This window comes from Flavobacterium xizangense (genome assembly GCF_054075145.1).
Genome location: NZ_JBSIPG010000281.1, coordinates 1 through 242 on the forward strand (window position 1 = coordinate 1; position 242 = coordinate 242).

Annotated in this window: 1 protein-coding gene; it reads right to left on the minus strand. The window is 42.6% G+C overall.

Going from position 1 to position 242, the window contains the following annotated elements; genetic code table 11:
* The coding region (locus ACWA1B_RS23440; protein WP_456911090.1) for a capsule assembly Wzi family protein at positions 1–242 on the minus strand (242 nt) is incomplete at both ends.

Here is a 242-nt window from a genome sequence, read left to right on the forward strand (position 1 = left end):
GATTAGATCTGTCTTCGGAAGCATCATAAACATTATCATTGCCCTTAATCGCATTCCATAAAGAATCCCAGCTTTCAGAGCGCCCCTCACCACCCCATTGTAAAGTTCGAGAAGCGCCGAGCTCTAAATATGGTAATGGTCTTGCAGTTACACGCAAACCTAATAATTTAGCATCTGGAACTGCTTTATAGTCATCTAATTGGCCAGCAAAAGCTTGATATTGCCACGGTCCAATCCAAGAT